This is a genomic window from Variovorax sp. GW821-FHT10C12 (genome assembly GCF_059415405.1).
In genome coordinates this window covers 2,000,672-2,022,864 of the sequence record NZ_JBWKNE010000001.1, presented here as the reverse complement: position 1 = coordinate 2,022,864, position 22,193 = coordinate 2,000,672, and the positions used below count along the sequence as shown (strand labels likewise).

Genomic DNA, 22,193 nt, shown 5'->3' with positions numbered 1-22,193 from the left:
GCAGCACGCGCTCCTGCCGCTGCCGCAACGCCAAGGAGACCCCTCATGTTCGAAGCATCCCTGATGCGCGGCCAACGCATCCTCGTCACCGGCGGCGGCACCGGCCTCGGCCGTGCCATGGCCGAGCGTTTTCTGAGCCTGGGCGCCGACGTCGCCATCTGCGGCCGGCGCCAGGCGGTCTGCGAAGAAACCGCCGCCGCCTGGCGCCAGCAGTTTCCCGATCGGCGCATCGATGCCTTCGGCGTCGACATCCGCATCGCGCAACAGGTCGACGACATGGTCGAGAGCCTGTTCCAGAGCGGCGGGCTCACCGGCCTCGTGAACAACGCGGCGGGCAACTTCGTCTCGCCGACCGAGAGCCTCTCGCCGCGCGCCTTCGACGCCGTGGCCAACATCGTGTTCCACGGCAGCTTCTACGTGACGCAGGCGGTGGGCAAGCGCTGGGTGGCGCAGGCCAAGTCGGGCGCGTGGAAGCCGGGCGATGCCTTTCGCAGCGTGATGAGCATCATCGTCACCTGGGTCGACAACGGCAGCCCGTACGTCGTGCCTTCGGCCATGAGCAAGGCCGGCATCGAGGTCATGACCAAGTCGCTCGCGGTGGAGTGGGCGCGCCACGGCATCCGCCTGAACGCGGTAGGCCCCGGCGAGATCCCGACCGAGGGCATGAGCAAGCGCCTGAACCCCGGCGAGGAACCCGGCGCGCGCAGCATCAAGACCAACCCGATGGCGCGCGTGGGCCGCATGAGCGAGCTGCAGAACCTCGCCTCCTTCCTGATGGCGCCGGGCCAGTGCGACTGGCTCACAGGCCAGAGCATCATGATGGACGGCGGCAATGCGCTGGCCACCGGCGGCAACTTCTACGAGCTGCGCGAGTGGAGCGACGCCGACTGGCTGGCCGCGCGCGAACGCATCGAGGCGCAGAACCAGAAGGACAAGGCGCAGCGCTGACGCTTACTTGCGCGGCGCCTTTGCCGCGCCCACGGTGACCTGCTTGCGCACGGGGCTCGACAGCACGAGCGAGGTGGTCACCGAACCGTCGACCGCCAGCGCATCCACCACGCGCTCCAGGTCGGTCGGCTCGGCGATGGCGCAGCGCACGAAGAAGCAGTCGGCACCGGTCACGCGGTCCACCGCGAGCACCTCGGGCATGGCCTCGAAGAGCGCGAGGTAGCGCGCAATGGCCGCATGCGTGGTGTCGATGCGGATGATGGCCTCCAGCCCCACGCCCAGCGCGCGCAGGTTCACGCGCGCGCCGTAGCCCTCGATCACGCCCGCATGCTCCAGCTTGCGCACGCGCTCGCTCATCGCCGGCTGCGACAGGCCGATGCGCTTGCCGATCGCGGCCAGGCTCTGGCGCGCGTCGGTCTGCAGGGCTTCGAGGATGAGGCGGTCTTTCTTGTCGAGGATCATGGCGTGCGGCGAAAGAAGAGGAGACCGATGATCGATCGGCGGGCGGCGCCGATTTTCGATGGGTTGCCCTTCTGCGCGCGCGGCGCGGGCGCTAAGGTGGCGGTCATCTTTCTCCAGGAGACCCCATGCAACTCGTCGGCATGCTCGACTCGCCCTTCGTTCGCCGCGCCGCGATCTCGCTGCGCCTGCTCGGCCTTGCTTTCGAGCACCGCTCGATCTCGGTCTTCAGCACCTTCGAGCAGTTCCGCGCGATCAACCCGGTGGTGAAGGCCCCGACGCTGGTGTGCGACGACGGCACGGTGCTGATGGATTCGACGCTCATCATCGACCATGCACAGACGGTCGCCGGCCGCAGCCTGTGGCCGGCCGATCCGGCCGATCCGGCCGCCCGGCTGCGCGACCTGCGCCTCACGGGGCTCGCGCTCGCGGCCTGTGAGAAGACGGTGCAGATCGTCTACGAGCGCAACCTGCGCCCCAGTGAGAAGCAGCACCAGCCGTGGGTCGATCGCGTGCAGGGCCAGCTGAATACGGCCTATGCCGAGGTGGAGCGCGAACTGGCGGCTGCGCCGCTGGCGGCACCCGCAGAAAACACGATCACGCAGGGCGGCATTTCGGCGGCGGTGGCCTGGACCTTCACGCAGTTCATCCTGCCCGACGCGGTGCGCCCGTCGGACTTTGCGCTGCTCGCCGCGTACACGGCGCAGGCCGAGCAACTGCCGGTGTTCGTCGGCGCGCCGCTGGCCTGAGCGACCGCGCTCAGGCCGCGATGTCCGCCCCGCGCTCGGCCAGCAGGCCGCGCAGCAGCGAGCGGTGGCAGTGCGACTCGTCCTCGCAGTAGCAGCCGACCGCGAGCGCGGCGGTGTGCGAGAGCGCCGCGAGCAGGTCGAGGCTGCGGCTCGCGTCGGCCTCGGCCATCTCGGCCTTGTACTTGCGCATGAAGGCGTTCCATTGCGCCGGCGTCTCGGCTTCCTGGCCCAGCTTCATCGTCTCGGCCGACGGCGCGAGGTTGGGGTACCACACGTCGTACCAGTTCTGCGAGGCGAACTCGGTCTTCGGCACGCCGCGCGGCGGGCGGCGCACGGTGCCGATGCGCAGGCCCTCGCCGGGTGCGCGCGGGGTGCCGAGGCGGACGATGCGGATGCTCATGACGGGGATCTCCTGGGGCTGTTGTTGTGATGTGTTCGAGTGTCAGGTGCCGACGATACCGCCGTCGCGCCGGCGGATCGCCAGCGTGGCCGAGCGCGGGCGCGCGCTGCCGGGCTGCGTGCCGTCGGGCCAGGCGCTGTTGTGCTTCGCGTCGCCGTCGTCGCGCGATTCGCCCGGGTGCTGGATGTTGACGAACAGCGTGCGCCGGTCGGGCGTGACCACGCAGCCCGTGATCTCGCAGCCGTTGGGCCCGGTCAGGAAGCGCTGGATGCGGCCCGTGGCCGGGTCGGCGCACAGCATCTGGTTGTTGCCGAGCCCGGCGTAAGGCGGCTTGCCCATGGCCTGCCCGCTCATGTCGGTCTGGATCCACAGCAGCCCGCCGCTGTCGAAGTGCAGCCCGTCGGGGCAGCCGAAGACATCGGCGTGGTCGCCGGGGTAGCGCGTGCCGGCGCCGGGCTGCGCGGGGTCGCCCGCGAGCGCGTAGTGGTCCCAGGCGAAGGCGGTGCTCGCCGCGTCGCCGCCGTCCTCGCGCCAGCGCAGGATGCCGCCGAAGAAGTTGGGCGCGCGCGGGTTGGCGGCGTCGGCGCCGGGTTTGCCGAGGTCGCCGCGCTGCGTGTTGTTGGTGAGCGTGACGTACACCTCGCCGCTGTGCGGATGCGCGGCGATCCATTCGGGGCGGTCCATCTTCGTGCCGCCGACGACGTCGCCCGCCAGCCGCGCATGAATCAGCACCTCGGCGGGGTCGGCGAAGCCGCTGGCCGCGTCGATGCCGTGGCGTCCGTGCACGAGTTCAAGCCAGCGCCCGCGGCCATCGGCATCGAAGCGCGCGACGTGCAGCGTGCCTTCGTCGAGCAGGTGTCGGTTGGCCGCGCGCGCGGCGGCATCGGTGCCGGGGCGCACGGGGTCGCGGCTCACGAACTTGTAGATGTATTCGAAGCGCGCGTCGTCGCCCATGTAGACCACCACGCGACCGTCCCTGGCCACGGTGCAGGTCGCGCTTTCCTGGCGCTTGCGGCCGAGCGCGGTGCGCTTGACGGGCACCGACTCGGGGTCGAAGGGATCGATCTCGACCACCCAGCCGAAGCGGTGCGGCTCGTTCGGATGGCGGCTCAGGTCGAAGCGTTCGTCGAAGCGCCAGTACTCGACCCATTGCGCGCCCGGCACCGTGCCGTAGCGGCGCTGCGCGGGTGTCGCGCGGTTCGCAGCCTCTTTCGGGCCGCCGAAGTAGCCGTGGAAGTTTTCCTCGCAGGTCAGGTAGGTGCCCCAGGGCGTGACGCCCATGGCGCAGTTGGCGAAGGTGCCGAAGACGCCGGTGCCCGCCGGGTCGGCAGCGGTGCGCATCAGCGGTGTGCCCGCGGCAGGGCCGGCGATGCGCATCGGCGTGCGGCCGTGCACGCGGCGCGCGTAGGGCGAGGGCAGCACCTGGCGCCAGCCTTCTTGTGTGCGGCGGACCTCGATCACCGACACGCCCATCGCATGCAGTGATTTGCGGACCTTGTCGGCGTTCCAGGCCTTCACGCCGTCAGTGTGCAGCAGCTGCTCGTCGGTGTACTCGTGGTTCATCACGAGCAGGCCGCGCTCGCCGCGCGCATCGAGCGCGAAGAAGTGCATGCCGTCGTGGTGCATGCCGGCCTGCAGGGCCTGCTCGTCGGCGCTGTTGCCGGCGTCGGGCGCGAAGGCCGGCATGCGGCCCGCAAGGCCCGTGGGCGCGCCCCAGGGGTAGAGCATCTGCCACTCGTACTCCGGCGGCACCACCACCGCGTCGCGTTGCGAAATGGGCACGCTGGTGAAGAAGCCCGACGGGCTCGTCGCGCCTGTGGAAGGCGGCAGCTGCGAGCGCGCGCAGCCCTGGCCGAACAACGCGACGACGGCGGCGGTGGCGCCCGATTGCAGGAGAAAGTGACGGCGGTCCAGGGTCATGGCGAGGCGGCGGAGGTGTTGGGTCGGCGACAGTGCGCATCATCGCCCAGCGGCCCGGTCGCGCGATACTGAGCCGATACCCGGACACCGACAGGAGACATGCAATGAGCGACCGTATCGAATGGACCCGCCACGCCGACGGCGTGGTGGAACTGCAGCTGGCGCGCGCCGACAAGATGAACGCGCTCGACCCCGCGATGTTCGACGCGCTGGTCGAAGCCGGCGAAGCGCTGCGCGACGACAGGAGCGTGCGCGCCGTGGTCATCGCGGGCCGTGGCAAGGCCTTCTGCGCAGGGCTCGACATGGCGTCGTTCGAACGCATGGGGCAGGGCGCCGCCAGCGACGTGCTGGGCGCGTCGGCCGGTGGCACCGACCTGGTCGCGCGCACCCACGGCCTCTCGAACGCCGCGCAGCAGGTGGCGATGGTGTGGCGCGAAGTGCCGGTGCCGGTCATCGCGGCCGTGCACGGCGTGGCCTTCGGCGGCGGGCTGCAGGTGGCGCTGGGCGCCGACATCCGGCTCGTGGCCGCCGACACGAAGCTGTCGGTGATGGAGATCAAGTGGGGCCTCGTGCCCGACATGGCGGGCATGGTGCTGATGCGCGAACTGGCGCGCACCGACGTCGTGCGCGAACTCACCTTCACCGGCCGCATCTTCTCGGGCGAAGAGGCCGTGCGCCTGGGCCTGGCCACGCGCGTGGCCGCCGACCCGTTGGCCGAGGCGCTGCAGATGGCGCACGAGATCGCAACCAAGAGCCCCGACGCGATCCGCGCCGGCAAGCGGCTGCTGAATGCGTCGCTCGCGCACAGCGCCGCCGAGCTGCTGATCGCCGAGTCGGTCGAGCAGCAGGCGCTGATCGGCAGCCCCAACCAGCTCGAGGCCGTGAAGGCCAACATCGAGCGGCGCGTGCCGCAGTTCAGCGCGCCGGCCTGAGTTTTCTCTTCTGGTTTTTCCTGCGTTCCTCGCGGTGCGGACACCGCGAGGCGCAACTGCTCGTGCGCCTTTTTCGACCGGTCAAAGGGGCGATCGCAACATTTCGTATGCCAAAAATCGTACACAAAGTGCGCCAGCCGTGTCTTTGTGTAAGAATTAAGTAGTTGTTTTCCCGAGTAATTCGACGGAATTGACCGCACTTAGTGTGCGGAAGATCACGACTTGCCGTATGCCCTCGGTCGGGAAAATGACTATCGGAGTCACACTCGAAAACAATTAATCAACTTCTTGCTTTGGCTAGCGACGGCGTCCTGCATGTCGACGAATACGTTTTTTTGCAATCTCAGCGTGCCCATCCTCGTGGGCGAGGACCGCTACAAGTACGTCCCGATCGTGGGGGTGTTTCGCAGCATTCCCATCGAACAGGTCGACGCCTGGGTGATGCACCCTGACGGCCGGCCGCGCAGCGATCGCGAACTCGCCGCCGAAGTGCTGGTCGAAATCCGCAAGCCGCTCGGCACCAGCGGCCACACGGCGCCGAACGCCTTCGACGTCGCCGACATCCTGCAGCTCGATCGCGCGGCTGCGATCGTGGTGTCGACCTTTCTCGCGGCGCTGCCGCGGGTCTGAACACCTTCCTCGTTTCTCGTCTCAGCTGGCAATGGCACCGACCGCCCAGTAGAAGGTCGGCCGCGCACCGTTGAGCAGGTGGTCGCCCACCACGCGCCCCTTGTAGATCGTCGGGTTGTGCGACGCCAGCGTGCGCGCATTGCGCCAGTGCCGGTCGAGCCGCCGGTCTTCCTGCAGCGCCGAGGCGCCGCCGATGTCGAACAGCCGCGTGCCCGCCTGCAGCACCGCATCGACGATGCCGGCCTGTGCCTTGGCGGTGTTCAATTCCACTTCGAACAGCAACTGCTCGGGCACGGCCTCGCCGCGTTGCAGGTGGCGGTCGACCTCGCCCAGGCCGCGTGCGACCGCCTGCACCGTCGACGCCGCCACGAAGGCCGTGCTCGCGAGCTGGCCGATCACCTGCTGCACCAACGGGTCTTCGCGCGGCGTGGCGCCGCTGCCGTGGCTGTAGACGCGCTTGCGCGGCTGCACGAAGGCCACCGCATCGCGCACGATGGCGCGCGCGATGCCCGCCAGCGTCGCCAGGTGCGTGAGCTGGAAATGCGCGGTGAGCGGCGTGGGCTGGTCGCGCACGTACAGCAGCACGTGCTCGGGCTTCACGCGCACCTGGCGAAAGCGCGTCGTGCCCGAGGCACTCAGGCGCTGGCCGAAGCCGCGCCAGTCGTCGACACGCTCGACACCCGCGGCTTCCGCGGGCACGAGGGCGATCACGCGGTCGCTGCTGCCGTCGTCGTTCAGGCGCTGGGCCGCGACCGAGATCCAGTCGGCGTAGAGCGTGCCGGTGCTGTAGAACTTGTCGCCGTCGAGCCGCCACGTGTCGGCGCTCTGCGCGTCGCGCGTGAGCGTGGTCTGCAGCGCGCCGAGCGCGCCTTCGCCGAGTTCGGTGGTGGCGTTGCCGAAGATCACGCCGTCGGCCGCCAGGCGCATCCACGGGCCGTGCAGCGCGGGGTCGATCTCGGCGAACAGGCGCTCGATGAAGCCGAAGTGCGCGCGAAGAATCTGCGGCAGGTTGGAGTCGGCCTCGCCGAGTTCGATCAGCAGGTCATACAGCTGCTCGACCGATGCACCGAGACCGCCGTGCGCGAGCGGCACGCGCAGTGCGCCGAAGCGGGCGGCCTTGAGCCAGCCCACCGGCGCGTAGGCCAGTTCGCGCTCGTTCTCGCGCTGCGCTGCGTGCTCGGCGATGCGGTCGAAGACGGGGCGAAAGCGCTCGGCGAGTTGCTGCGAAGAGGGCGCGAGCGGGGAAGGGCGGGTGGGAGCCGAGGGCGCGGCTGGGCGCGTCGGCGTGTCGTGAAGGGATGCCATGGCGAGCCGGGCGGCCCCGAGGGCGCGCCGGAAAAAGAGCGATACAGGCGTGGGACTGTGCCCGCGCCATGCCCTCGGGGGGAAATACGCTTTTCGTGTTTTCTTATGCGCGGCAGGTGTGCTGTGTCATCGCGTCAGAACTCGCCCTTGAGCCCCACGCGCACGCCCACCGATCCGCTCGACCCGCTGACCCCGGCGGAGAGCGCCAGCGGCATGTCCGTCGCGAGGCGGTGCACGACGCTGGCACCCATCGCGGAGTGGCCCTTGTAGTTCGCCAGCTGCGCGGCCCAGCTGGTCTTGCCGGGGGCGGACGGCATCGGCGCGTCGCCCATCGCCATCGCCGCGGCCACGCCCTTGGCCGCGAAGCTGCGCGCCTCCGACACCGCAGCCGCCGTCAGCTGCTGGGCCTGCTGCAGGTTGACCGCGTCGGTGGGCAGCACGCCCGGCGCGACGTTGGCGATGCTGCGCGTCTGGCCGGTGGCCGCATTGCCCACCGACACCGAGTTGTCGCGCGTGGCCACCGAGCCTTGGCCCAGAGCGACCGAGTTCGATCCTGCGGCCAGCGTGTTGGCGCCCAGTGCCACCGCGTTGTTGCCGGTGGCGACGGCGTCGTTGCCGACGGCCGTCGTCGGATCGGCCAGCGCCTTCGCGCCCGCGCCGATCGCCACCGAGCCCGCGTAGCGCGCCTGCGCCCCGTTGCCGATCGCCGTGGTGTTGTCGCCGTTGGCGGTGGCGTGGGTGCCCAGCGCCGTGGCGCCCGTGCCTGTGGCCTGCGTGCCGGTGCCGCAGGTCACGTTGCCGCCGCTGAAGCTGCACAGTCCGTTGGACAGCGCCTGGTTCATGACGCCCTGCAAGGCGGCGATCTGCTGCATCGTGAAGGTGTTGGCGGTGGTCAATGCGCCTTGCTGCACCTGCTGCAGCTGGCCGACGTTGGCGGCGTCGGTGGCGGCGACGCCCGCGCGCACGTTGCTCAGCGTGGTGCCGGCGCCGCCGTTGGCGTTCAGCGCGACCTGGGCACCGCCTGCGCCGTACTGCACGGAGTTGTTCGCCACGCCCAGCGCCGTGTTGGCCGTGCCTTGCGCGGCGACGGCGGTGGCCTTGGCATCCGTGGCGCTGGCCTGCGCACCTTGCGCCGCGCCGAGGGCCGTGTTGGCGGTGCCCTGGGCCGTGGCTGCGGCCGTGGTCGCGGTGTTGGCCGTGCCCTGGGCGGCCGCCGCCGCGGCCTGCGCGGTTTGCGCGGCGCCCAGGGCGGTGTTGGCGGTGCCTTGCGCCGCGCCCGCGGCGTCCCTCGCGAGGACGGCCGTGCCATTGGCCGCGGAGGCCGCGGCCTGTGCGGTGTCCGCGGCCTGCCGCACGGTGTACGGCTGGCCGCCGTTGACGGCATCGGTGCTGGTGGCGTTCACCGCGCCGGCGCTCACGTTGACCAAGGCACGCGTCTGTCCCGTGCTGCCGAAAGACACGGTGTTGGTCGATGTGGCGACCGAGTTCGCGCCGATGGCCACACCGCCGTTCGCGCCGCTCTCGACCTTGCTGCCCGAGCCGATCGCCACGCCGCCCGTGGCCAGTGCTGCGGCGCCCGAGGCTGTGTCGCTCGCGCCGCCGATGGCCGTGCTGCCGTTGCCGGAGGCCTGGGCGCCCTGTTGGGTGCCCAAGGCGCTGCCGATGGCGACCGCGGCGTTGCCCGATGCCTGTGCGCCGCTGCCGCCCGGCTGGCCGCCAAAGCCGCAGCAACCGTTACCGCCTGTGCCTCCCGCGCCGAGCGCGATCGCCCCGCTGGCCGCTGCCTGGGCGCCACGTCCTCCGGTGCCGCCTGTGCCGCCTGCGTTGCCCTGTCCACCGGTGCCTCCGCCTCCGATGGCCGTCGTGCCGCTTGCGGTGGTGCTGGCGCCGGACCCTCCCGTGCCGCCGGCTCCGCCGGACGTTCCCACACCGCCATCGCCGCCCGCACCCAGCGCTGTGGCACCGTCGCCAGAGGCCGAGGCGGCACTTCCGCCGACACCGCCGGATGCACCCGAACCCCCCGCGCCCGCATTGCCCACGTTGCCGTGGACCAGGCCGGCCGCATGGACACTGCCGGCAACCAGCAAGGCCACGGCGGCCAAGTGCCGAAGGGCGCGGACGCGCGGCGGTTGTCCATGGACACCATGGATGTGGACGTGGATCGGCATGGACTCTTCCCCTGTGAAAGCAAACAAGACAAACGCGTCGAAGTGTGTCTTTTCGCCTTCGAGGAGGCCATCACCGAAAACTGGTACGAGCCCTCGCCGGGGTGCTAGATCGCCTTGACTTCGAAGTACGCCTCGTCCGTATCGCCCAGGTCGCGAAAGCCTGCCTTGCGCGCGGCGTCGTAGGCCTTGATCCAGCGCGCGGCCAGGGCGATCTCGGTCTTGGTGAGGTCGGTGTCGCTCGATTCGCTGGCGTTCTGGAACGCGCGCATCACGGGCAGCACGTCGGCGCCCAGCTGCTTTTCGAGTTCGCGCCGGAAGCGTTGTTCTGCGACCCTGACCGCGTCGGCCGACGAATGGGGGTAGTCGATCAGCTTGGCGCAGAAGGCTTCGCCCAGTTCGTCTTCGGATGCCTCAGGCAGGACCATAGGGGCGGGCTCGTGAAAGTGGAAGACGGTCGAGGGCGGCGTTGCCGGCCGGGGGAAGAAGAGTTCAGCTTGGGTCATGGTTCACCCACGCGTTGGACTGGGATATGTTCTTCGGCATGTGGATTCCTTGAGAATACTGTTTAAATGTACAGTATTGAATCCAGAATTCAAATGACAGACGGCGTACATCTGGCGCGTGGAACCCTCTGCTTTAATGGCGCCTTGCCCGCAAGGGCCCAGGCTGGTGTCACAGAGCAGAGGAAGGCGACGTGCAGATGGATTGGATGACCGTCCTGGGGACCGTCGCAGTGATCGTCCTGCAGGGGCTGTCGTTCTGGTTCCTCTACTGGCTCTGGAAGAAGCTTTGCACGCCCAAGGCGCCCCGGGCGGGTGCCGCGCCTCTTGTGATCAAGGGCGGGGTGATCCCCGCCGTGGCCACCTTCACCGGCCTGCGCGGAATGCCGTGGATCGCGTTGGCGACCAACAGCCTGAACCCTGTCTTCCGCATCGAAAGCGGGCAGCTGGCGTACCGCGTGCTGCGCCAGCGCGAGCGGCCTTTCGCGGAGATACGACAGGTCGATGTGCGCGAGGCCTACGGCACCTTCAACCTGATCTTCGAGTTCCACGACACGCGGCGCACCTTCGTGGCGAATGTGGGCACTGCGGCGCGCGGTGCGCAGGCGTTGGCGCTGCTGCCGCCGGGCGTGCCGTTGTCCACGCGTGCACAGGCCGCTGCCGCCGACGGACGCTGATGGCCGCCATGTTCGCAGCCCTTTCCTCGATGGTGCCCTTGCTTGTCTACGGGCTCGTGGCCTGGTTCGTGGCCATGGTCGCCTTGCTCGGGCTGGGCCTTGTGTGGCTGGCGTTGGATTGGCCGGGCGCCGTGCCGCTGTCCAGGTTCGCGGCCTGGTTCGGTTTCCTCACGGACGCGGTCTTCAGTCTCCTGGGGGGCTTCGCCATGGGCGCCTTCGCCGTCTGGGACACGATCAAGAAGTCGCGAACGGCCATGACGGACCTGCCTTCGATGGCCGAGTACATCATCGTCCCGGTGGTGCTGGGGGTGCTGTCGCTGCTCATCATGAAGCACGGCTGGCACACCTTGACCACCAGGCTGCGCGGCAAGACACGCTGAAGGCGCAAGCGGCCAGGGTCGGCGTCCGCTGCCCGTGCCATTCTTTCAACGACGACTCGTACTCAGGTGCTCCTTCCCTTGCTCGGACGGCGAGGGGCCAAGAGCCTCAGCGGCCGGGCCCGAAATGATTCTGCGCAACGCACCGACGCCCGCCGGATTGCACGGCATTGCAGGCGTTCTCGGCGGCGGCGTACTGCTGTTGGCGCGTCTGGCGTTCCGCGGCGATCTGGGCGGGTGTCACGCCGGGCTCGGTGGGGCAGTTGGCGGCGATCATGTCCAGCACCGTCTTCGTCATGAACATCACCGTTTCCTGGCTGGCGGTGATCGAGGCATTGGGTGCGACCTTCGTCGCGATGACCGACTGCTTCATGGCCTCGCAGCTCTGGCTGGAAAGGCGCGTTCCGGCAGGGCGGCTGGCCGCGTTGGTGGTGCCCCCTGACGACGAACCTCCACCCGTCGCCGTGCTGCCACCCGACTCACCCGTCATCTGCCGCGCCGTCGTGGCCGCCAGCGGATGGTCGGGGAAGCGGCTCATCAACGTGCGCTGCACTTCGCGCGCACGGGCGCGGTCGCCTTGGGCATTCAGCTCGTCGGCGCGTGCGAACAGCTGTCCGGGGTTCATCGTCTGCAGGCTGGTTCGGAATTGCTGTTCGGCTTGCGCCGCCTGCTCGCGTTTGCGCTGCTGTTCGGCTTCGGCCGCAAGCCGGTTCTTTTCTGTTTCGGCGCGGGCGGCGGCCTCGCGGTCGCGCGGCAGGTTGACGTCGATCCGGTTGCCCTCGGTGTCGATGCGCGCGCCTACCGACAGCACGCCCTTGTCGTAGCGGCCTTCCTCGGATAGCGAGCCGTCGGCGCGGTACTCGCGGCCCTGAGCGGGTTTGCCGTCCACGCGCAGGCCTTCGAAGCGGGAGCCGTCGGCGCGCGTAAAAGTGCCCTGTACGGCGCCTGTGTCGGTCCAGCGGCCGACCAGGGTGGCGCCGTTCTTGAAGCCGTACGCTCCCGCGCCGACACGCTTGCCGTTCACATACTCGCCCACGAACCGGTCGCCGGTGGAGTGCAGGACGTCGAATGCCCCCTGCCTCTCGCCTTGCCGGTACTGGCCGCGCTGGATCTCGCCGCTGGAGAAGATCGTCGTGCCGGCGCCTTCCTCCTGGCCGTCCCGGGTCTGGCCGTAGTAGACCCAGGTGGTGCCGTTGTTGCCCTTGCCGCTCAGGGTGTCGCCGCTGCCTGCATCGCGCACGCGGGTGCCGATGTCCTGCGCGCGGGGCTGGACGTCGGGCCGGGCGCCCAACGCGCGTTCGTTGCTGCGCTCCTCGCTGTTCAGCTCCGCCGTGAAGATGGCGTCGGGCGTGACCTCTTTGCGGTAGAAGCCGAGGAAGTTGCGCGTGCCTTCGCCGATGGCCGTCTGCAGCCGCTCGATGTAGCTCTTGGCGCGCGCGCAGGTCTTCTGTGCGCTCAGCACGAAACGGCAACCGATGTGGGCCGAACAAAGATCGGCCTGGGTGACCGTGGCTTCGTCCTTGAGCTCGGTGCAGTTCGCGATCTCGGGGTTGACCTGGGCCCGGACGACTGCGGGAAGGGCCAGCGCGCAGGCCGAGAGCACGAGCGCCGACAGTACATGGGAACAGGCGGGTGGCCGCACGGTGGTCTTCGTCGTCATGGCGTCTCTCCTCGGTCTGCGATCGGCCGAATCTAGCGAAGCGGTCTGCAAACCAAATACCGCGTTTGTGGGAGTCCACGGGAACCGGTGGTTCGGGTCACCGCGTTTGGCGGGGCGTCGCTACCATCGCGCCATGCGCAACACCGCCACCTTCCTCGCCGGCCTCCTCCTGGCCGCCTGCGGCATGGCCCATGGGCAGCAGGTCTACCGATGCGGCAACCAGTACAGCAGCGAGCCGTGTGCACGCGGCGGCGGCGGCCGGCTGGTGGATGTGTCGCCCCCGGTGCGCAACCTCGATGCGGCCGGCGCTGCCGAGGTGTTTCTCTGCGTCAGCCACAGCGGAGGTCGGTTCTGGTCACCCCAGCATTGCCGTGAACGCGGCGCGCTGGTCGAGCGCATCGAGCCGGTTCCCGGCGGGCTGTCGTGGGAGCAACAGGTGCAGATTGCCGACCAGCAGACCAGGCAGGGCCACGCCGTCCAGCAACAGGCCGCGCAGCAGCGCGGCGCGAGCCTGCCGGGCGTGACAGGCGGGGCGGGTGCGGGTGAAGACACGTCGCGCTGCGCACACTTCAACCAGCAGGTGGCGCACTACGACCGCCTGGCGCGACAGCCGCAGAGCGCCGCGTCCCAATCGTGGATTGCCCAGCAACGCAAGGAGGCGCGCGACGCGCAGTTCAGGGCCAGGTGCTGAGCATCCGCGGGTCGGTTCGCGCAAGCGCCGCAGTGGCTCTTTACCGGCTGTCCATGCGGGCCTTCATGAAGCAGGCCCGCAGGAGCGCCAGTTCGCGATGGGGGTCGTGCAATCCGTTGCCCATCGGCCTGGTGCGGCTTGCCGCCTCCTGAAGGGCTCCCGCGTGGTACTCGGCCAGCGACTGGGGCGGAATGGCCAGCGTGCCTGCGGCGTATTCGCCCCTGGCTTTTTCCGTCATCCAGCCTTGTACGCGCTCACGGGACCCCGTGTGGTTGCGGCGGTAATAGCGGTCGCCGTCCACCTCCGATTGATAGAAGGTGTCGATGGCTGTCTTGAGGGCGTCCGAGCAGCGCGACATCAGCATGTCTACCGAGGGTTCGCTGCGTGCGGGTGCTCTCGCTGCGGAGACGTTGCCCGACGGGGCCGAGGGGGGCGTCTGGACCGCCGGGCGTGCCGGCGTCGCGGCCTCGTTCGACATGGCGGCCGAGTCGCAATTCCTGGCGCCCGAATGCCTGCATTCCGAAACCAGCCTCACGTACTCCTGCTGATAGATCTTGCGCGTGGCCTCTCGATCTTCCGGCGTCAGCTTGCCGCAGCCGCGGTCGAGGTATTCGATCATCGTGTAGTTGTGGACCCTGTCCGCGCCAGTGCCTGAGGCCTGCGTGGCGCGCTGCTGCAACGCACTGCATTCCTGCGCGGAGGCGCGCGTTCGCGGGGAGGGCGCCGCATTGCCGGCTTTTGTCTCCTGCTCGGAGACGCAGTACCCCCGGTAGCCTCGTCCCTGCACGTAGCGCCACCGGCCCGTGCCCCGGTGCTTCGTCGAGCAGGCCCACCAGTGCACGGTGCCGTGAAGGATGTTGCCCTCCTTCTTGCCGGGGCCCAGCGTGCTGAGGCCGCCGTTGGGGCATTCGAAGGCGTCGGAGCCGTCGAAGAAGTTCTTGGTCTGCCGCGGGTTCTCGACACAGAAGCCCACGTCGACGCTGTAGTTGCACTGGTTGAACAGCGTGTTGTCCTTGCCGATGACGCAATGGCTGTCGGTGCCGTCGCTTGCGGCCAGTGCGGGCAAGGTGGTGCCGAGCAGGAAGACGCTCAGTGCCAGGGTGCGGGCGATCGACATGGTGTTGTTCTCCAGGGGATGACCGGGTTGCATTCGCCTAGGTCAATAGCGCTCGGGGCGCTGACGCTGCGGCTCCACGCGAACGCCCTGCCTGCGCAACTCGAAACTCTTGATGCAGGCGGCGTACTTGTCCTGCGCGGGCAGGAGGCGGTCGTTGTTGCAATCAACCCGATCCTCTCGCGTGCGTTCCCTAGGGCAGTTCTCCTTGTAGTAGTTGTACCGGTCTCGATAGCTCGAACAGGCCCGGTCGAGATCGTCAGCCCGCGCCTGGGCCGCGCCAATCAGAACGGCGCTCAGCGCCATGGCTTGCAGGAAAGTCATCGAAGTCTCCTCGTGCGGATGGGGAGACCTGAATCTAGACATGCGGTCTGAAAACCAAATACCGCATTTGTGGGAGTCCACGGGAACCGGTGGTGCGAGCCGTTCACTGCTGATCTGCGCCGGCTCTGGGGTTGGCGCTCGCATGAAGGAGGCGCGCGGTCACATGTACACGGTTGGCCGAGCTCACTGGCCTGAAGCTCGCTGTGATCGACAACCGCCTCGGCACGCTGCTCAACGACGACGCCAATCTGCGCGTGCAGGTGTCTCCTCGCCTGCTACCTTGCGGGTGATTCGTCCGCCGGGTTTGCTCGAGCGGGCTTTTTTATCGAGGAAAGATCGGTGCTGCGATCAGCTGTTCGAAGACATGCGGGTCCTCGAGGTCGTGTGTCCCGTCGCGCAATGTGACCGGAAAGGCGAATGGTGCTGCCAACGATGCGCGCGTTTCCAACTGGATGTAGACCTTCGCAGGGCCATCGTCGGCCAGGATGGTAGTCACAGCGAGGACGTCATCACGCTGGCGAACAACGGCTTCGAGCTGTTTGGCGACTTGCGTTCGAAGCGACTCGTGCGTGGCTTGTTCGACTGTTTCCGCCGCCTCGAATGGCGCAACGAGCTGGCGCCTTCCGTCCGCGAAGAATGCGATCCCGAATGGGGGAAGGTCCCCCATCTTGTTGAGGATTGCAATCGCCGCTTCTGCTGAACTGTGCACCGCGCGTGCAGCGAGGTCTTCGGGCGATTCGTCAGTCATGGCTTTCGGCTTCCTGATCCAAGTTCCCGCGCAGGAACATCCTTGCGCTCCAGGCGAGGATTCTGCACCCCCAATAGGGTGACCGGATCACCTCGACCACGAGCGGATCTTTCACCGCTGACGCGTCGGGCTGCAGGCCCTGGGGCACCATGCCGCGGCGGAGGTAGGACTCAAGGGCGTCGCGGTGCGTGATCGCCACCGGCTCGGTCTCGAAGGTCGAGAAGTACGGGCGCTCCAGCAGCTTGTGCTTGATGCGTAGTTGGAAGCGGCCGTCTCGCGCTTGAATGTTCTGCGCCATAGGCAGAAGCGTGCGAGAAATCGAGGGTAGCACCGCTACCTTTTTGGGTAGCGCGGAGGCGCTTTGAGACGCTCTCAGCCACTCGGATTTTCTCAATGATTCGAGAAAATCATTTAAATCAATGGTTTAGGTGGCCCCCGGAGGGGATTGAAGGGCGAGCTGTAAGCCGCGCCAGCATTCGATTCCCTTCGTAGGCGTTCGAATTGTTCCCCCGTCTGTTCCCCCGCATTGAATGTACTTGCTTTCGATGCGATTTCAGAGCGAGTCGATGCGCCGCGAGAGCGCACCGAGGCCGAATGTGATCTGGCCTGAGGGAACCCAATTGCCTGTGCTCCGTTGCTGCAAAGAGCAGTGGCGCCTACGCCGCCGCACCTTGCTCGCGCAGCCAGGTCGTCACGTCGCCGGCGCGCCAGCGCGTGCATCGCGCACCGTTCTTGATCGGCTGCGGGAAGTTGGCTGTGGCCATCTTCCGGCGGATCGTCGACTCGCCGAGGCCGGTGAGATGTTCGACAACGTCGATGCGCAAGAGTGCGTCGGGTATGAGCGCCGCCTGCAGGGTCTGGGCGGGGGGGGGCCGGTGCTTATGTGTCGGGACTGCGGGTCGAAAATCGGCTTGCTCGGTGGCAGCTTGAATCTTTTCCCACAACTCGGCCGGCACGTTCACAGTGACCCACTTTCCGGCACCAGCGCGCAGTCGGTTCGGGTCGCTGTGGTTGCACTGCAGCAGTTCGCGGAGAAGTGCTGTCATGCGGGCACCTCGATCTTTTCGAAGCGCACCGCGGCGGATGCGAGCAACGCGTTGACGCCGCGGAAGGTGTTTTTCATATTCAGTCGCTCCATTTCAAGCAGCCAGCGCTCGAACAGCGGCCGGTGGTGCGGCCGTCGATCGCGCTGGCGGAGTAGGTGAGGTTCCCGCCGCATCGCGTGCAGCGGATCGTTCCGCGCTGCGTCTCGGCGGGGCGGTAGGTGGGGGGCTGGCAATGTTGGCGGCGCACCTCGGCCATTGCGCGCGCCACCGCGCTGGAGAAGGCTCCGAATCCGGGCGTGGTCATGGTGTCACCCGAATTGCGAACACCGACACGGATGCGGGGCCGAAGTGAGGGTGCGTGATGACCTTGATGGCGAACCCGCGCCAGGGAAGGACCAGGCGCCGCTCAACATCGTCGCGCGACGGGTAGCCCCTGGTGAGCGTGATCGTGTCGTAACTGCGGCCCGTGAGCCGCTTGCTCCAGAAGGGCGTGCAGAGGCGATATTCCTCGGGCTTGGTGCCGGCCTTGATCTGGTCGAAGTACTCGCCCTTGAGCGGTAGATGCAGCGTGCGCGGCGCGAGCGCATGCGCGGGGCACGGCTTGGTGTTCACGACTTCAGGAGGCGCCATCATTCGGCTCCTGCGTGCCGCATGGCCTTCTGCACGTCGGCGGAAAGCACTTCGTCGGTCACGCTGGCGAACAGGCGACCGTAGTTCCAGTTCGTGTCGCGGAAATCGCGGCCATCCTCGAAGTCTTCGAGGCAGGACAGCACGTCGTTCGCGATGTCCTTGTCTTCGGTCGTCTCAATCTGGAAGCGGTCGAGCGCGTTCTTCACGCGATACGGGCCCTCGCTCCAGTCGCCGCGCGTGCGCTGCATGGCCACGGCGAGGTCGAGGCGCTGGTCCTTCTCGCGCAGCGCGTCGAGCACGTCTGCCCAGCTGGATTCCAGCGGCAGCTCGTAGCGCAGCAGCACGGCTGCCAGCTCCATGTCGGCTTTGCGCTTCTCGACCAGTGCCGCAGCTTCGCGCTCGCGCTTGGCGTCGGCCTGCTTGGCTTCCTCCTCGGCGCGCGCGGCGTAAGCGTCGTATTCCTTCTTCAGGCGCTCGTAGGTGCTGGTGGCGTGCTCGAAGCTGTCCGACGTCGGGCAGTGCCGGCGGAGGTCGGCGATGTAGCCGGCCGAGTGGGTGATCGACTTCGGATAGCGGGCCCGGGACTTCGTGTCGCGCTCGCTGTAGGACTTCGGCATCCCGATCTCGGCCATGAGAGCCTCGACGCGCGCGGCCACGGCCTTGTTCGCCTCGATGGCCGGCAGGTTCTTCTCGTGCGTGGCGACATCACGGGCGCGGGCGGCTTCGAGTTCGCGCAGCGCATGGCCGGCCACGGCGCGCGGCTTGTCGGCGCCGTAGCTCATGCGGCTGGCGTAGCTCGCCGGGCTGCTCATGCACTTGCCGACGGCGCCGCAGGGCTCGACGGGCTGGATGGTGGGAAGCGTCAAAATGCGTCTCCTAACTCTTGGAGGAAGAAATGGGAAAACCCGATCTGAAAGAGATGCGCGTCCACTTGGAAAAGGGCGAGCACGAGGCGGTGGCGGTGCTGCACCAATACGAGGGCGGAAAGGTCACCATTCACGAGATTGAGTGGTCGGGCCCGTGGCCTCTGGCCGACGACGACAACTCCTATGAGGACGTCGCCGCCGCTGTGGCTGCCGCCAACAAGATTTGGCTGGTGAAGCTGCAAGGCTGAAGGGCGGTGTCCAAGCCCACCCGCAACGCCGAGCAGCTGAAGCGGATGCTGCTCATGCGCATCGAGGCATTGCCGGGCCTTCGTGGCCAGCAGACGGATGTGCACCGTGGCGGCGTGATCTGGATGGACCCGGGCTACGAGGGGGGTCCGAACTGGACCGTGCGCGTGGTCAGCGACCGAGGCACGCACCGTGCCGACATCGCGCAGATCATTCGCACGCTGCAGATGCAGTTCGACTTGGAAGATTGAGCGGCGATGGACATCGATCCCCGAGAAAGGCTCGTTGACGTTTACAGCGAGATGCGCGCCCTCGACGCTGAGCACTACGAATACCTGTGCACCTATTTGAACGACAAGCCCTTGGGGTCTTGGTTGTTGATGACCTTTGATCACACGTTCATGGACTTGATTCGCGAAGCACTCGACCTGAGGGAGGCTTTGGGCTTGAAATGACATTAGCGCACCTCCGCGAACAGTTCGAGCTGTTGCCCGTAGTGACTGGACACGCAGCGCTTCTTTGCCCAGCCGATCAGCGTGGCGCGCGCCTGCGCCAGGAACACGCGGGCCATGTGGCGGTCGTTCACCATCACTGCGCCCCTGGCATGGTCAGCGCCATCGCCACGTCGCGCACCCAGATCGGCTGCGCCGACAGCATGAACGTCTCGCCGCTCCAGGCCAGCAGCAGCGTGGTGCCCATCACCTCGGCGATGGCGCGCGCGGCGTCGCTGGGCACGGCGTTGCCGATGCGCTCGCGCCAGGCCTGATCGCTCAGGCCGTCCAGCTCGAAGCGTTCCTCGGGGTCGAACAGCGACTGCAGCGCGGCCAGCTCCAGCGTCGTGAATGGGCGGTGCCAGGTGCCGTCGAGCGCCTGGATGCGGCACACCACCTTGTCGGCCGCGGCGGGCATGCGCGGGTCGGCGACGCTCCACCGGCCGTTGTCGTGACCGGCGGCCGCGCTCACCGCACCGGCGGGCTCGGTCCACGGCATCACGCCATAGTGGCCGGCCGTCAGGTAGTTGTCGCCCTTGCCGCGCTGGATGCCGCTGCGCGGGTCGGCCACCGCGAAGGCGCCGTTCGCGTTGCCGGCGATAACGGTGCGGCTGGAGCTGCCCCATGGGGTGATGTGGTACTTGCCATGCAGCGCTTCGGCATCAGTGCCGCCGCGCGGGTCTGCAACGCCCTGACCGGTGCCGTGCGCGCTGGTAACGGCGAGGCTCGCCCGATCCCACGGGACGATGCGGAATTCGTTGCTGTGCTTCGCGGGGCCTGCATGCCGCGGGTCGGACACTGCATAGGCTCCGGTGTCGTCGCCGCCGATCACGGTGCCAGCGTGCATACCCCAGCCAGAAACCGCATATTTCGAGAACGGTTTGCGATCCTGAGGGCCGCGCGGATCGGCGACGCTGAACGTTCCCTGCCCGGGCGACTTCACGCCGATCACTGCGCCCATCGGCTCGGCCCAGTCGAGCACGCCGTATTGCTGGTACTGCAGTGCTCCCGCGGCCGCGCGCGGGTCGGCGACTGAGAACGGGCCATTGCTCGGGCCGCTGCGCGCAGCCACGAGCTTGGAATGGTCGTCCCAGTGGGTCACCCCGTAGGCGCCTGTGCCTTCCTGCGTGCTGGGCACGATCAGGTAGTCACGCAGGTGCCCGTTCTCGACGGCCAGCTTATTCAGACTGCGCCAGTCGCTGCCGGCCTCGACGAACGCGAGGCGTACCCAGGTCTTCCACTGCAGGGCAGGGATGCGATGCATCGGGCCGGCGCGCAAGTCGCCGGGCATCAGCATCTTGCCCAGCACGTCGCCCACGGCGCGCAGCGGGCGCTTGTCGGGCTCGTAGAGGAAGGGCGGCACCTTCTCGATGTGGCGAGCCACCAGCAGGAAGCGCTTGCGGCTTTGCGCCAGCCCGCCGATTTCGCCGCAGTCGTGCGTCGTCTCAGCTACTGCGTAGCCGTAGCTGCGCAGCAAGCCGGTGATCTGGTCGAGTAGGTGCCGGCCGCGGGTGGCGATGCGCGGCACGTTCTCGAACAGGATCATCTCGACGGGATCGTCCTTCCAGGCTTCGAGCATCAGCCACATGCCGCGCAGCGTGAGGCGATTCAGCGCTTGGTACTTGTCGGTCTTGCTCTTGCCCTCGGACAGCAGGCCGCTGAAGCCCTTGCACGGCGCCGAGAGGAAGATGATGTGCGGCCGCTCGTGCCCAGCGGCGCGGTGCACGTCGGCGACGGTCGCTTCGCGCCAGTTTGCGGGAGGCTCCTTACCCCAGAACTTGAGGTACTGGTCGCGGTCGAACAGGTCAATCACCGTGCCCTCAACGCCAGCGAGACGGCCGAAGTCGCGGATGGCCGCTGGATCAACGTCCATGCCCCCGATGCAGCGGAACTTGGCCTGCGTGTTTCCCACTCGTGGGTTGGCTTGGTTGAAGCCCCTGGCGCCCGCGCCGAGGCCGCTGAAGACGCCGAAGTGTCGAATCTCGACGGTGTTCATGCAGTGGCTTCCGATGTGAATTCGACGACCTCGCGCACCGCCTCGACGGCGATGCCGAGGGCCTGCGCCGCGGCGCGGGCAGCAGCCTCGCGGTCAGCGTTCAGGGCGAGGGCCCGCGCGAACGCGGCCTTCACCTTCTCGATGGGGATGACGGTGAAGTCCATGCGTCAGGCGTCCTGGCTGGCGGCCACGCTGCTCGGCTCTTCCTCGTCGGCGTCCGCATCAAGATCCGCGTCCGCGTCCGCGTCCGCGTCGTCGGTCGCGGCGGCACCGTGCGCTTCGGCGAAGAGCTCACCGGCGTTCTTGCCATCGTCTTCCTGCGTGGGCTGGGCGTCAGGCTTGCCCGCGCGGTATCCCTTCTTCGCCGGCATCAGGTCGGCGGGCGCCAGAAGCATCACGGAAATTTCGCCTTCGGACGCGAGGCCCGACAGCTCGCCGTAGAGGTCGTTGTTCTCCAGCTCGTCGCCGTTGTATTGGATGGTGCCCATGATGGTGACGCTGCCGCCTTCATTCAGCTCGTAGTGCAGGTTGGCCAGCACGACATCGGTGAAGTCGACGTGCGCCTCTTCGGTCCCCCAGTCCCAAACGAAGCGGTAGCCGCGCCACTTCTCGCCCTTGGCGTAGTGGTATGCCGTCGGCAACTTGGGGCGGCGCAGGTTCGGCAGCGGGATGATCATGTCCGGCAGCGACTCCTGCCCGGCCTTCAGCGCGTGGTTGCAGTAGTGGTGCTCGCGCAGGCCCGGCTCGATGAGGTCGAGCAGGGTGTTCTCGCCGGTCATGGACCAAGCGATGTCGATCGCGCGAACGCGCTCTTCGCCATGTAGCTCGCGGCGCGGATTGGTGTTGGTGATCGTGATGGGCGTCGGCTTTTCCAGCTGGAACATGCGTGTGTCTCCTGGTGGGTGATGCGGTGTGAAAAGAAAGAGGGCGTCGCTTTCGCGAGCTGGCCAGGAAGGCAGGGAGGAGGGAGGGAGAAATAGCCCGGCCAGCAGCGCCCGAAAACTGATCAGGCAGCCGTAGGCGCCTTGAATTTCTGGAACGGCAGGGCCTTGACGTGGGCGCCGAAGAAGGTGCCCTTCGACTCGGCGGCCATGAAGTCCGCATGGAGCTTCGGCTCCACGTTGGGGTAGTGGTAGATCGCGCCGGTGCCGCGGGTGAAGGTCACGGCGAGCGTCTTGGTGGCCTCGTCGTAGCCGACGGCTGCGACCTGGTTGGATTCGACGGCCGCCATCGGGATCGGCTCGTACTTGGCTTCGGAGAAGGCTTGAGGTGCTGCGTAGGTCTTGGGCATGGTGATGGTCCTCGGGGTGGTGGTG

Annotated in this window: 30 protein-coding genes; 10 read left to right on the top strand and 20 right to left on the bottom strand. The window is 67.9% G+C overall.

Annotation, left to right across the window (positions count from 1 at the left end):
* Nucleotides 1-45: 45 nt before the first annotated feature.
* Nucleotides 46-948 (top strand): SDR family oxidoreductase, encoded by a 903-nt coding sequence (locus AC07OH_RS09715; protein WP_095745627.1) that lies wholly within the window; start codon nt 46-48, stop codon nt 946-948.
* A 3-nt stretch (nt 949-951) separates the two neighbouring features.
* Here AC07OH_RS09715 and AC07OH_RS09710 read toward each other — a convergent pair whose 3' ends face one another.
* Nucleotides 952-1,410 (bottom strand): Lrp/AsnC family transcriptional regulator, encoded by a 459-nt coding sequence (locus tag AC07OH_RS09710; RefSeq protein WP_495300460.1) that lies wholly within the window; start codon nt 1,408-1,410, stop codon nt 952-954.
* A 125-nt stretch (nt 1,411-1,535) separates the two neighbouring features.
* Here AC07OH_RS09710 and AC07OH_RS09705 point away from each other — a divergent pair, with 125 nt between their 5' ends.
* The gene (locus AC07OH_RS09705; RefSeq protein ID WP_495300459.1) at nt 1,536-2,156 is read left to right on the top strand and encodes a glutathione S-transferase; all 621 of its coding nucleotides are present in this window, start codon (nt 1,536-1,538) and stop codon (nt 2,154-2,156) included.
* A 10-nt stretch (nt 2,157-2,166) separates the two neighbouring features.
* Here the strand turns inward: AC07OH_RS09705 and AC07OH_RS09700 are convergent, their stop codons facing one another.
* Complete coding sequence (locus AC07OH_RS09700) at nt 2,167-2,556, bottom strand: DUF488 domain-containing protein (RefSeq protein ID WP_062481598.1); 390 nt, start codon at nt 2,554-2,556, stop codon at nt 2,167-2,169.
* Nucleotides 2,557-2,598: 42 nt separating this feature from the next.
* Entirely contained in the window at nt 2,599-4,476 is a 1,878-nt protein-coding gene (locus tag AC07OH_RS09695) for a PhoX family protein (protein WP_495300458.1), read from the bottom strand.
* Between the two features lie 104 nt (nt 4,477-4,580).
* Here AC07OH_RS09695 and AC07OH_RS09690 point away from each other — a divergent pair, with 104 nt between their 5' ends.
* Both AC07OH_RS09690 and AC07OH_RS09685 read left to right on the top strand, forming a co-directional pair.
* Nucleotides 4,581-5,408, top strand: a complete 828-nt coding sequence (locus tag AC07OH_RS09690; RefSeq protein ID WP_495300457.1) for a crotonase/enoyl-CoA hydratase family protein — start codon at nt 4,581-4,583, stop codon at nt 5,406-5,408.
* A gap of 348 nt (nt 5,409-5,756) precedes the next feature.
* Entirely contained in the window at nt 5,757-6,038 is a 282-nt protein-coding gene (locus tag AC07OH_RS09685) for a hypothetical protein (RefSeq protein ID WP_489058355.1), read from the top strand.
* Between the two features lie 21 nt (nt 6,039-6,059).
* Here the strand turns inward: AC07OH_RS09685 and AC07OH_RS09680 are convergent, their stop codons facing one another.
* The 3 genes from AC07OH_RS09680 to AC07OH_RS09670 all read right to left on the bottom strand — a co-directional run bounded on the left by AC07OH_RS09680 (nt 6,060) and on the right by AC07OH_RS09670 (nt 9,936).
* Nucleotides 6,060-7,343, bottom strand: coding sequence for an acyl-CoA dehydrogenase family protein (locus AC07OH_RS09680; RefSeq protein WP_495300456.1), 1,284 nt, complete (start codon nt 7,341-7,343; stop codon nt 6,060-6,062).
* Between the two features lie 134 nt (nt 7,344-7,477).
* Nucleotides 7,478-9,436, bottom strand: a complete 1,959-nt coding sequence (locus tag AC07OH_RS09675) for a YadA family autotransporter adhesin (RefSeq protein WP_495300455.1) — start codon at nt 9,434-9,436, stop codon at nt 7,478-7,480.
* A gap of 179 nt (nt 9,437-9,615) precedes the next feature.
* Entirely contained in the window at nt 9,616-9,936 is a 321-nt protein-coding gene (locus tag AC07OH_RS09670) for a hypothetical protein (protein WP_495300454.1), read from the bottom strand.
* A 284-nt stretch (nt 9,937-10,220) separates the two neighbouring features.
* Here AC07OH_RS09670 and AC07OH_RS09665 point away from each other — a divergent pair, with 284 nt between their 5' ends.
* Both AC07OH_RS09665 and AC07OH_RS09660 read left to right on the top strand, forming a co-directional pair.
* The gene (locus AC07OH_RS09665; RefSeq protein WP_495300453.1) at nt 10,221-10,688 is read left to right on the top strand and encodes a hypothetical protein; all 468 of its coding nucleotides are present in this window, start codon (nt 10,221-10,223) and stop codon (nt 10,686-10,688) included.
* Between the two features lie 8 nt (nt 10,689-10,696).
* Nucleotides 10,697-11,068 carry a hypothetical protein gene (locus AC07OH_RS09660; RefSeq protein ID WP_495300452.1) on the top strand — a complete coding sequence of 124 codons (372 nt, stop codon included), beginning with the start codon at nt 10,697-10,699 and terminating at the stop codon, nt 11,066-11,068.
* A 106-nt stretch (nt 11,069-11,174) separates the two neighbouring features.
* Here the strand turns inward: AC07OH_RS09660 and AC07OH_RS09655 are convergent, their stop codons facing one another.
* A complete protein-coding gene (locus tag AC07OH_RS09655; RefSeq protein WP_495300451.1) occupies nt 11,175-12,725 on the bottom strand; it encodes an MORN repeat-containing protein in 1,551 nt (516 codons plus the stop codon).
* Nucleotides 12,726-12,858: 133 nt separating this feature from the next.
* On the opposite strand from AC07OH_RS09655, the gene AC07OH_RS09650 reads away from it, so the two are divergent.
* Nucleotides 12,859-13,416: a hypothetical protein gene (locus tag AC07OH_RS09650; RefSeq protein WP_495300450.1), complete on the top strand. Its 558-nt coding sequence runs from the start codon at nt 12,859-12,861 to the stop codon at nt 13,414-13,416.
* 40 nt (nt 13,417-13,456) lie between these two features.
* Here AC07OH_RS09650 and AC07OH_RS09645 read toward each other — a convergent pair whose 3' ends face one another.
* From AC07OH_RS09645 to AC07OH_RS09610, 8 genes are all read right to left on the bottom strand, one after another.
* Complete coding sequence (locus AC07OH_RS09645) at nt 13,457-14,533, bottom strand: hypothetical protein (protein WP_495300449.1); 1,077 nt, start codon at nt 14,531-14,533, stop codon at nt 13,457-13,459.
* A gap of 42 nt (nt 14,534-14,575) precedes the next feature.
* Nucleotides 14,576-14,854, bottom strand: a complete 279-nt coding sequence (locus tag AC07OH_RS09640; protein WP_495300448.1) for a hypothetical protein — start codon at nt 14,852-14,854, stop codon at nt 14,576-14,578.
* Between the two features lie 322 nt (nt 14,855-15,176).
* A complete protein-coding gene (locus AC07OH_RS09635) occupies nt 15,177-15,602 on the bottom strand; it encodes a hypothetical protein (RefSeq protein ID WP_495300447.1) in 426 nt (141 codons plus the stop codon).
* Nucleotides 15,595-15,900 (bottom strand): hypothetical protein, encoded by a 306-nt coding sequence (locus AC07OH_RS09630; RefSeq protein WP_495300446.1) that lies wholly within the window; start codon nt 15,898-15,900, stop codon nt 15,595-15,597. Before AC07OH_RS09630 ends, AC07OH_RS09635 begins: the two co-directional genes overlap by 8 nt.
* 358 nt (nt 15,901-16,258) lie before the next feature.
* Nucleotides 16,259-16,648: a helix-turn-helix transcriptional regulator gene (locus tag AC07OH_RS09625; protein WP_495300445.1), complete on the bottom strand. Its 390-nt coding sequence runs from the start codon at nt 16,646-16,648 to the stop codon at nt 16,259-16,261.
* A gap of 79 nt (nt 16,649-16,727) precedes the next feature.
* Nucleotides 16,728-16,952 carry a hypothetical protein gene (locus tag AC07OH_RS09620; protein WP_495300444.1) on the bottom strand — a complete coding sequence of 75 codons (225 nt, stop codon included), beginning with the start codon at nt 16,950-16,952 and terminating at the stop codon, nt 16,728-16,730.
* On the bottom strand, nt 16,949-17,278 hold the full coding sequence (locus tag AC07OH_RS09615; protein ID WP_495300443.1) for an ASCH domain-containing protein: 330 nt from the start codon (nt 17,276-17,278) through the stop codon (nt 16,949-16,951). The genes AC07OH_RS09620 and AC07OH_RS09615 overlap by 4 nt, the downstream gene beginning before the upstream one ends.
* The gene (locus AC07OH_RS09610; protein ID WP_495300442.1) at nt 17,278-18,144 is read right to left on the bottom strand and encodes a hypothetical protein; all 867 of its coding nucleotides are present in this window, start codon (nt 18,142-18,144) and stop codon (nt 17,278-17,280) included. The genes AC07OH_RS09615 and AC07OH_RS09610 overlap by 1 nt, the downstream gene beginning before the upstream one ends.
* A 29-nt stretch (nt 18,145-18,173) precedes the next feature.
* Between AC07OH_RS09610 and AC07OH_RS09605 the strand changes: the two genes are divergently transcribed.
* From AC07OH_RS09605 to AC07OH_RS09595, 3 genes are read left to right on the top strand one after another with little or no spacing between them, the layout of a single operon-like run.
* A complete protein-coding gene (locus AC07OH_RS09605) occupies nt 18,174-18,392 on the top strand; it encodes a hypothetical protein (RefSeq protein WP_495300441.1) in 219 nt (72 codons plus the stop codon).
* 6 nt (nt 18,393-18,398) lie between these two features.
* The gene (locus AC07OH_RS09600; RefSeq protein WP_495300440.1) at nt 18,399-18,641 is read left to right on the top strand and encodes a hypothetical protein; all 243 of its coding nucleotides are present in this window, start codon (nt 18,399-18,401) and stop codon (nt 18,639-18,641) included.
* Nucleotides 18,642-18,647: 6 nt separating this feature from the next.
* Nucleotides 18,648-18,845: a hypothetical protein gene (locus tag AC07OH_RS09595; protein WP_495300439.1), complete on the top strand. Its 198-nt coding sequence runs from the start codon at nt 18,648-18,650 to the stop codon at nt 18,843-18,845.
* A gap of 2 nt (nt 18,846-18,847) precedes the next feature.
* On the opposite strand, the gene AC07OH_RS09590 is transcribed toward AC07OH_RS09595, so the two are convergent.
* The 5 genes from AC07OH_RS09590 to AC07OH_RS09570 form a co-directional block, all read right to left on the bottom strand.
* Complete coding sequence (locus tag AC07OH_RS09590; protein ID WP_495300438.1) at nt 18,848-18,979, bottom strand: hypothetical protein; 132 nt, start codon at nt 18,977-18,979, stop codon at nt 18,848-18,850.
* On the bottom strand, nt 18,979-20,877 hold the full coding sequence (locus AC07OH_RS09585) for a DNA cytosine methyltransferase (protein WP_495300437.1): 1,899 nt from the start codon (nt 20,875-20,877) through the stop codon (nt 18,979-18,981). The genes AC07OH_RS09590 and AC07OH_RS09585 overlap by 1 nt, the downstream gene beginning before the upstream one ends.
* The gene (locus AC07OH_RS09580) at nt 20,874-21,041 is read right to left on the bottom strand and encodes a hypothetical protein (protein ID WP_495300436.1); all 168 of its coding nucleotides are present in this window, start codon (nt 21,039-21,041) and stop codon (nt 20,874-20,876) included. The genes AC07OH_RS09585 and AC07OH_RS09580 overlap by 4 nt, the downstream gene beginning before the upstream one ends.
* Before the next feature lie 3 nt (nt 21,042-21,044).
* Nucleotides 21,045-21,761: a hypothetical protein gene (locus AC07OH_RS09575; RefSeq protein WP_495300435.1), complete on the bottom strand. Its 717-nt coding sequence runs from the start codon at nt 21,759-21,761 to the stop codon at nt 21,045-21,047.
* 122 nt (nt 21,762-21,883) lie between these two features.
* Entirely contained in the window at nt 21,884-22,168 is a 285-nt protein-coding gene (locus AC07OH_RS09570) for a KTSC domain-containing protein (protein WP_495300434.1), read from the bottom strand.
* Nucleotides 22,169-22,193: the final 25 nt, after the last annotated feature.